This window comes from Methanolobus sp. (assembly GCF_030682845.1).
GTDB lineage: Archaea > Halobacteriota > Methanosarcinia > Methanosarcinales > Methanosarcinaceae > Methanolobus.
Map to the genome: position 1 here is coordinate 1 of NZ_JAUXNK010000021.1, position 8,995 is coordinate 8,995.

10 protein-coding genes are annotated in these 8,995 nt (G+C 40.8%); 4 read left to right on the forward strand and 6 right to left on the reverse strand.

All coding sequences use genetic code 11. The features are described from left to right. Positions 1-67: 67 nt before the first annotated feature. The 4 genes from Q8J68_RS02035 to Q8J68_RS02050 form a co-directional block, all read right to left on the reverse strand. Positions 68-568 (reverse strand): universal stress protein, encoded by a 501-nt coding sequence (locus Q8J68_RS02035; RefSeq protein WP_305309894.1) that lies wholly within the window; start codon positions 566-568, stop codon positions 68-70. A 360-nt stretch (positions 569-928) separates the two neighbouring features. After that, positions 929-1,936, reverse strand: a complete 1,008-nt coding sequence (locus tag Q8J68_RS02040; protein ID WP_305309895.1) for an arsenic resistance protein — start codon at positions 1,934-1,936, stop codon at positions 929-931. Positions 1,937-2,246: 310 nt separating this feature from the next. Beyond that, positions 2,247-3,827 (reverse strand): phosphoenolpyruvate carboxylase, encoded by a 1,581-nt coding sequence (ppcA, locus tag Q8J68_RS02045; RefSeq protein WP_305309896.1) that lies wholly within the window; start codon positions 3,825-3,827, stop codon positions 2,247-2,249. 174 nt (positions 3,828-4,001) lie between these two features. After that, positions 4,002-4,148 (reverse strand): hypothetical protein, encoded by a 147-nt coding sequence (locus Q8J68_RS02050; protein ID WP_305309897.1) that lies wholly within the window; start codon positions 4,146-4,148, stop codon positions 4,002-4,004. A gap of 951 nt (positions 4,149-5,099) precedes the next feature. On the opposite strand from Q8J68_RS02050, the gene Q8J68_RS02055 reads away from it, so the two are divergent. The 3 genes from Q8J68_RS02055 (at position 5,100) to Q8J68_RS02065 (ending at position 6,493) form a co-directional block, all read left to right on the forward strand. Next, positions 5,100-5,423: a hypothetical protein gene (locus tag Q8J68_RS02055; protein WP_305309898.1), complete on the forward strand. Its 324-nt coding sequence runs from the start codon at positions 5,100-5,102 to the stop codon at positions 5,421-5,423. A 166-nt stretch (positions 5,424-5,589) separates the two neighbouring features. After that, positions 5,590-5,853 carry a hypothetical protein gene (locus Q8J68_RS02060; RefSeq protein ID WP_015054948.1) on the forward strand — a complete coding sequence of 88 codons (264 nt, stop codon included), beginning with the start codon at positions 5,590-5,592 and terminating at the stop codon, positions 5,851-5,853. Positions 5,854-6,328: 475 nt separating this feature from the next. Beyond that, positions 6,329-6,493, forward strand: coding sequence for a hypothetical protein (locus Q8J68_RS02065; RefSeq protein ID WP_305309899.1), 165 nt, complete (start codon positions 6,329-6,331; stop codon positions 6,491-6,493). A gap of 211 nt (positions 6,494-6,704) precedes the next feature. On the opposite strand, the gene Q8J68_RS02070 is transcribed toward Q8J68_RS02065, so the two are convergent. Beyond that, positions 6,705-6,872 carry a hypothetical protein gene (locus tag Q8J68_RS02070; RefSeq protein ID WP_305309900.1) on the reverse strand — a complete coding sequence of 56 codons (168 nt, stop codon included), beginning with the start codon at positions 6,870-6,872 and terminating at the stop codon, positions 6,705-6,707. Next, complete coding sequence (locus tag Q8J68_RS02075; protein WP_305309901.1) at positions 6,873-7,721, reverse strand: HAMP domain-containing protein; 849 nt, start codon at positions 7,719-7,721, stop codon at positions 6,873-6,875. 348 nt (positions 7,722-8,069) lie between these two features. On the opposite strand from Q8J68_RS02075, the gene Q8J68_RS02080 reads away from it, so the two are divergent. Further along, complete coding sequence (locus Q8J68_RS02080; RefSeq protein WP_305309902.1) at positions 8,070-8,933, forward strand: hypothetical protein; 864 nt, start codon at positions 8,070-8,072, stop codon at positions 8,931-8,933. The last annotated feature ends 62 nt before the right edge of the window (positions 8,934-8,995 follow it).

An 8,995-nucleotide genomic window follows, 5' to 3' on the forward strand; every position in this document is an offset into this window, starting at 1 on the left:
CAGCATGATCAGGAGCACAGCTGCTGTCAAGGGTAATACAGCCTGGACTACCTCCCTGAATGTTTCTTTAAAATCCTGCAGCATTAAATGGAGTCTCCTTTATGGGGGCAGCCTCTTTGTTTTCACTACTTGGAATGACAAGCACTGGTTTTTTTGCATATCGCACAACATTTTCTGCAACACTGCCAAGTAAGGCACGTTCGACCCCTGTTTTTCCTTGTGTTCCCATTATAATAAGGTCGATATCGTTCTCTGTTGCGAAATCGATAATTGCATCCACAGGTTTTTTATCTTTGATAATTATGGCGTCCACTTTTACCTCTTCATGGAGACCAATATCAACTACATAATCAATAGCTTTTTTTCCTTCTTCTCTCAAATAGTTATAGTATTCTTTAACCCACATATCACCGCGCATTGAATGACGGAATCCTGTAGGTGTCAGGACATAAAGAGCAGTGACATTCGCTCCGTTCTCACTTGCCAGTCTTATACCCCAATGTACTGCGTTCTTTACTTTCTCAGAACCATCCGTAGCTATCAATATCTTTTTTATTCTTGGAACCATAACCATATCTCAATAGGTAATCATCTCTTGATACTTATATATAATTTTGTCAATCCTTTCGTTGAACTGGTCCTGCCTCTGTTAAGGAGCTCCGTAGATTATCATATAGTTTTGATAAATACTGCTGCAAAGGTGGTTAAAAACGCTGGAGACTTGGATGAATGTGGAATTAGTGGTTTTGTTAACATGATCATCAACTGGAACAATTGATAGCCTCCATGACCGCGATGATCCTTATATCAATTCCATGGATACATTGTTAATATTGTTTAGTAATACCCGCATAAACCTGTCAGTGCTATATTGTCCGATACTGGCTGTGCGAATCTACCATTGAGATTCCTGTCCTCATGTATCAGACTATAGATCTTCCTGGCAGGTATTCATCAAAGCGCATCTATTTCTTATCCTCAGCAGGACATGCGATATGATTCCCAGTACCGGTAATTCTATCAGAGGACCTATCACCAGTGCAAGCGCTATAAATGGCTCCTCCGGGAATGCTGTCAGTGCTATTGCCAGCACTATCGGGGAATTGCGCGCTAGTGTTGTGAGGTTCAGGCTGGCAGTATCCTCATATGAAAAACGCAGATATCGTCCTACTATTTGCCCTACAAAGAATACTATTGTAAAGAACAGCATTATGGGAGGTATGAGTTTTAAAAGTAACAAGGGATTCTGTACCAGGTACTCGCCTTGAGAGGCAAACATGGATATGATCGCAAGGTTCAGAAAAGAAAACTGCACATGGTCAAGCCTGGGGAAAACCTTCTGTTCAAGCCAATACTCTCCTTTTAATTTCGGAGCGACCGCTTTTGACACAAGGGACATCAAAAAGGGAATGAACAATACAAGAAGCACACTTTCGATCAGCAGGACCGGATCAATAGTTGCAATTGTCCCTGCAAATACCAGCAGGTATAATGGCAGTAACAGTAACTGAAGGATAAGGTTCATGGGAAGGATGGATGCGGAGAGCGGAACATTGCCTTTTGCAATGCCTGTAAAAAGCAGGTACCAGTCCGTACAAGGAGTTACCATCAGCATGATAAAGCCAATCCAGAGAGCAGGTATATCTCTTAAGAGCAAAAATCCCAGAACAAATGCCAACAGAGGATTGAAGATGAAATTGATGCTCCCGCTTACAGCAGCAAACCTCCAGTTCCTGAAAGAATTCCTCAGCTGATTAAGAGGGACCTGAAGGAAGATGCAGTATAGCATCACCATAAGAAAGGGAACGATCAAAAGAGCAGCATAATTGTGGATGAAGGGGACCTGGCCAAGAATTAATCCCATAGCAACTGATGCAAGGATGATAAAGGATTGGTACTTTTCAATGGAAACTATAAATGATCCCTCTTTTTGCATCGGGAAAGCATTGAATTTGATTTAGGACACAATTCTCACAATCAGGTATGTTCTGGTTGTTAACGATGTTAATGGCTAGATATCTCCATCTTCAGTTAAACGTTTCGCAGAACAACATCTTCTGTACACCCGGGATAATAGATTTGCTCTGTGCAGGAAAGAAGTACCAGGGAACAGTCCATTCGAATGCAGAGATCCGTCGCATTAGGAAATTGCAGAGCCTTTAATAAGGCTCAAACTTGTACCCACACGATTGCCTGCTTAAATGCGCGCTTTGTTGTATATCAGTGCATCTGGTCGCATTCTCAGTTCATCCCAGTGATTTTCGCATTTTTCCCATCTTGACCAGTATTGAACGCGTAAGCTGCAACAGGTCTGCATCCATAATGCAACCGTTATCTGCCGCGCAGAGAAGATGCGGATTTGCCATCTCCAGCAGCATCCGGTATGATGGCTCGCATTGTGTCTCAATATCGAATATGTCTCTTAATATATCGACTTCCTTGCGGATAGATTCATGGAGCGAATCCGAAAGGAACCTTGATGCCGTATTTGTGTCAAGATACTCAAATGCAAATATGAGGTCAGATCGGAGTGAAGGGAAATATCTGGTAAGCAACCGCTCGCAAACATTATCTCCCAGTTTTTCTCGGACTCCTTCTATTGCAGACCCGGTGCCAATGATCTCAGGCGGTATGCCAATGGAATACAGCGCACCTGTGAACTTTATTGCTCTTGGTAGATTCATACTCCCGCATGACATGCTTGCGTGCAGCTCATTTCCTATATCACTGCGGCAGAGACGGCACATACTTGTGGCATCAGGCAGGTCTCTTGCGTATCCTGTGCTGCCTTCACGCATCAGACGATCGCGTTGCTGGGGCAGGAAATCGGCAATGCTGTTTATAGTCGATGAGAATTGCTGTATTGCTCTGTTGTAACTGGCACCAAATATTGCTATAATATTAACCAGCTCTTCTTTTTCCCGGGCAGACAATCTATCCGGAGATTTTGACAGTTCGTCTTTTGCACACCTTACGAATTCCTCAGCATTACCTTTCTCATGGTCGAACCTCAAAGCTGATTGCAGAGTGACCGTGTCAATGCCCTTGTATTCCATGAAAAAGTTATCTTTATTCTCCAGGGTCATGTGCCCCCTGAAAGGTAGCGCTCCAGTTCCAAATATGATCCCGATCGGTATTCCAATGCCATCTTCTAGTTCGTGAAGTTCACTTATTGCATATTTGCATGAGAGTGTGCTGGCCACATGCCCAAATGTCAGTGCAGAGTCTGATTTCCCAAGAAATACCCTGTACTTCTCGGGCGTTTGGTTCAACTGTTCCTGATAGGCATTGATCGTGCTTCCTATGATCTCCTTTGCATTCAGCAGTTTGGGAACTTCCTCAATAAGTGGTATTATCCGGGGAGCTTCCATCTCAAACCTGAACTCTTTTTTTGCGAGTTCATTCACATCTATCATGTGCTGCTGGGAATCTATGATCTGAAGGACGGAGCTTGTCATCGGATGCACCACTTCGTCTATTGCCTGGATACCCAATTGCTTATGGGAGATGTAGTTGGCTTCAGCAGTTGCCATCATAACCATTAGCTGCCGGAAGAGGTTTTCGTGAACCGCGCTTGGTACTCTTGGTGTGATAAATATATCTTTGCCAGGAGTCAGGTCAGTTTCCTCAATAAATCTTGATACTATCTGGGCACTCTGATGGTATGGTGTGGTTTTACCCTCATAATCCGGCATGTATTCATCACAGCCGTATTTCATGGCTGCCTCGACTGCCTCATATGTCTCTTCCTGAGTTGATATATACCTCGATATTGAATCCGGGTGTTGTGTACACATCACTTTCGGATACATTTTCTTTTCTGTCACTTCTGGTCACCTACTCCTCGATATGAGAAGTTATGACAAATTATTAAAACCCATCGATGAATTCCGGATCGCAGTTCCGGATTGTTAAAATCATCGCTTCATTGCAGGATTCACGGACGGTTCGATTACCAGGAACACTAATCACCGGAGAATAAAAATGAAAGTTAGTTAAGGTTAAGGTGATATCAGCTCAAAATGGCTGACCGAAGGAAAGTCATGAAGGAAAATGTTCCTGGCATCATTCTCCGTGTCTGCGTGAACAGGCACTTCTCTCAAGACCTTTTCGTTCTCATCTTCCCAGAATTTTACCCAATAACACATGAAGCAACCTCCTGATCTATTACTGGGCGTTCAACCTGGAGTTTCCTGAGTAGTGTTCTTAATCTTATACTCCTGTACACATCCCATCCCTCATCGGAATGTTCGCAGGATACATGATTTCCACAGCCTGAACAGAAATACAATATGTCAGCGCCACGACTTTGCTTTTTAAGTACGGTTTTACACCTGTGACAAAAATTAATTTCTTGTATTTTCATCTTCTCACCTCATGCAAACACCATTACCGAATCCATTCTGGCAGTCCCCTTCTGCGTCCAGTATCCACAAATCACACAATGTTGTATATTTTGGTCCATGCAATGAAGGCGTGCCTTACATTCCGGACATTCTTTTAGATATTTCAATCACTTACCCCCATTATCATTGGAAGCCCACTTGTATCAGGAAATACACTTTTCCTGGCCCGGCATCCACATATTTCACGGTGCTGTATTTTTATATTCATCTCATGCAGGCGTGGCTTGCACTCAGGACATTCTCTTATTTGTTTCAATTATGTACCCCACTTAGATCAGGAAATATAGCTGTCCCCCATTCGTGTTATACGAATGCCCAGGGAACTTCATCCTGACACCTGATATGAATCAGCTGTTTTTATTTAAGGTAAACCGTTCTTAAATTCAATAGCTTGTTCCAAATTACACGCCTTTGAATTTTCCGATAACACCTATTCAGAATTGGTCAGAAAGAAGAATGATAGCAGAATACAGTGTTTCTATGGGTTTCCGCTCTTATCCAATGAAAAATTAATATCATGAATTAAATATGTTGTAATTTGGATGCTAATTTTTTAACAAAAGCTGATTTAAGTATTCTCGGGATATGAGAGATTATTTATAATAATGAAAGCAGTTCATCCATAGGAGTAATATGGGGTATGGTTACCAGCATAATTATCAAAATAATTATCAGCATAATTACGGTCATAGCTTGCTGGATTTGATCATGTGGCTTTTATATGCTCATTTGCTATCCAAAATTCCATCTTATTTTCTTGGGAACGTGCTTCGGCTTATTCTACTCATGAGACTGTTAAATAAAACAGGTGATAACTCTACAGTTGACTCCGGATGCAAAATATATTATCCGCAGGGAATTTCCCTTGGAAATAATGTTGTTATCACACAGAATGTGATGCTTGATGGGAGAGGAACAATAAATATTGGTGATGATTCTCTCATCGGTTTTGAATCCTTGTTTATATTTGTACCTTTTGAGAACATTTGGGAAAATATATCCGGGAAATTCGGATAGAAGAATGTAGATTTTGAAGATAGGACTAGGACTGTGGGAGAGGCAGGGAAAGATTATTCATTAACTCTTGAACTATATTTAGACATTGGGTTTTTATTTGAAGAGGAATATATAGAAAACTGTCTGTATTCAACAACGCAGACTTATTAAAAAACGGAGAATTAGAATGAACAGTTTTTCAGTTGATAAAAACGGTATAGTTATTGTAGATACCAGCGGTGACGCAGTATTTGTTCCAAAAAACTACATTTCCATCCTCAAGATGGAACTTGAAGGAATCGGCTCTGACAATACACTCGGCACAATGTCAACATTTGGATTCATCAGCATGAGTTTCAACGATAATGGAGTGCATGTCAGTGACAACAGGGAAGGTGTCTTTGTATCAAAACAGGAAGCTGATACTCTCCTTGAGGCTCTTAAGGATTGAATCAATTAAAATATTGATTACGGGTGCAATTGTAAGTACATCTCCCGCTTATTTTGAAATAATTGACAGACTCGTATAATGATATGGGTTCTGTCGTTTTTGTTAGAGGATCGATATAACATTATTTTTATCATCAATTTTTAGTATCCGATTGAAATATGCTATTCTGTGGAGCAGTTTTTAGCTTAAAATGCAGCTTTTTTGAACTCAGCGATCATGCTTAAAAAGACATCTTTGGAACGTTACCACTCTTATTACTTTAAGGTGGGCATTGAAATTATGACGTTACTGAAACATATTCTGCAAACTAAATATAACTTCATTCGCAATAATAAGAACGGTTTAGGTTATATGCAAAAATCACTTACTATGTCTTGCGGGCAGTGGGATGCTCGTGATAAGGGATTGGATTATTTGAGAGATGTCTGATACCTTTGGATAAGGTAAGCCAGTTTTCGAAGTTCAGGGAGATAATATGAAATCATTAAAGACGTGGGAAGAAATAAGTGATATTGATTACGATTGTCCTGTTGCAGCCTCAAATGATGACGACGCCTGCTATAAGTCAATCCTTCAGGGAGTGGTCAATACTCGCTGCACTTATGATGGTTCCAAGATCGAAGGAAGTTTGGAAGAGTAAAAATGTCGTTATTAAAAAGGATTGTCTATGAGGAATACAATAAAAGGGTTCTGTAGAAACCCCGTACTTTTATTTGAACTGCAAAAACTCACAGAAAACACAGACCATCAAAATCTCAGAAAATAGTACAAGTATTTCTTATGAGGTCTGTGTTCTTTGCGGTTGGCGTTATTAACTGTGCATCTGTGATTATTCCTGCAGGGTCAAAAAATCAAAGCATGGAAATTGCTTTCTCAAACAATGCTATGTTCTCTGGCGAGTCTTCTTGAGATGCTGCTTTTGCTGAGCTCATCTTGGTTATTGCAGCAAGTTTTACCTGCGCACCAAGACCGCCCTTTGCTTTTGCAACTTCAAAATATGACTGTAACTTTTGACCCATTTACTGGTCACCTTCCTTCGATTTCCCATCAATTTCGTCTGTAAGGAATTCAACCACCGCAAGCACACTTCTCATCCCTTCGTTTAATTCATATATCTCTGATTTGGATCTTATTGTTGGGAGATCCACATTCAATTCCCCGTTTGAGATACTTCTTGCAACCTGAGTGATACTATTGAGATCCTTAATGATCGTTCTTGAGAAATACATAATTACCGAGCTGGCAGCAAGTATTGAGCCAATCAGTATGTAATAGACCAGGGAACTCAGGAAATCCTGCTTCTCTTTGACAGTAGCTATGTCAAAATCAACTCCAAGGACGCCTGCAATATCGCCATTGGAATCATATATCGGAGAATAGCCCGTCATGAATGTGCCCCATTCATCTGTGTAAGGTTCTCCTGATACATAGGGCTCTAACATACCCATGCTTATATCTTCGATCGGGGCATCCTCATAAAGCTGGTCAGCATAAACATCTATGATCCCATCTTCAAGGTAATTAGCATCCACAATGAATCTGGCATTCCCTTCCTTATCCAATCTCATTATATAAACATATGTAATTATGTCGGTATTATCTCCTCTTAAATCCTCCAGTTTCTGATATACCTGCATGAATGCCTCATTCTCAGTATCTTCTTTTACATTGATCTGGTTAAGAAGATCCCCGTCTATCTGGCTAGACATTATTTTTGCAGTTAGGAACAATTCCTCTTTCATCTGGTCGGATATAGCTGTTTTTGCCTCATGGACCGTAAAAGCGAAGGTACTCATTGACACAAGTAAAATCAGTACCATAAAGCTTACAGTCAGTTTTGTTTCCAGGCTGTTATACCATTTCACCATTTTTACCTCTTCCCTATAACTACACACTCTATTATATAATTAATTATATAAATATTTTCTATGCATAAATGCTTCTCTCTTCGACAATATTAACTTTATAGGATGACAAGGCAAGTTTTTTGACAATCCACGCAGATTCGATGTCCTGAATTCTCTATGCGGGTACCATGTGCACATTATCGTTTATACCTCCCTAAAACAGCGTTCTTACATTAATTTGTGAACATGGGATTTTTATATTCCGACATAACAATCCTATATCATATACAATCATTTAGGTACCATTTATTAACGCAGTTTTCATCAGCACTGTCATTAAAAGAGTAAAGATTTCAAGAAGGTGTCAATATGAGCGAGGAACTTTATTATATGAACCAGCTCCAGGCTCTGGAGGATACCAAGAACACCTACTTCCGCCAGCTCGATGAGATCGAGAAGAAGCGGGCCGAGATCGCTATGCTGAAACAGGAGATCAAGTCCGATGAATCCATCATTGTAGAAGAGTATGGCAAGATCCGGGAGGCTAAGAAGCTTATCTCAATGGAATATGAGGAGCTTCTGATCAAAAATGAGGAACTCCGGCTTTCTAAAAAGGAATTCGAGAAACGGAGAGAAGAATTCTCCAGAAAGGAAAAGGACCTTCAGTCTCGTGTTGACAGATACAATATTGATTTTGATTCTCTTAAGAAACGCAAGAGTGAACACTACAGCATACTGAGGTCACAGTTGGAGCAAGAGCTTACTATCCATAAAAAACAGGAGCGGCTTGAGAAAATACAGAAAAGACTTGACCGCAGGGAGCAAAAGATTGCCGCCAGAAAGGCAGAACTTGTATCCATGGATATTGGTATCGATGTGGAGAATGAGAAAGTAGAACGCAAACGCACTTATGTGGATCACCTCTTGGAAACAATCAATGCCCGTGAAATGGAAGTGGAGTCCCGCAAATGTGAATTAGTCCAGGTCAGGCAAAAGACCGAAGAGGAGATCGGCAAGTATGTAACCATGCACCGACAGCATCTGGATATCCGTAAGCTCGATGCACGTACGGACCAGCAGTCTGAGTATATCAGGAGCCTTGAAGAAGAGGTTCAGGATCTCAGCCAAAAACTCGATAAGGCGATGGTTGACTTGAAAGAGATGGCCATATGTTCAAAGCTTCTTGAGCGCAACCTCTATTTGCAACAGTTGTCCATCAAGCCTTTTGTATGATGGAAAAGCAAATCTGTGTCATGTGACCGGTTAACTACTTGTGGTCTTAAACCAATCATCAT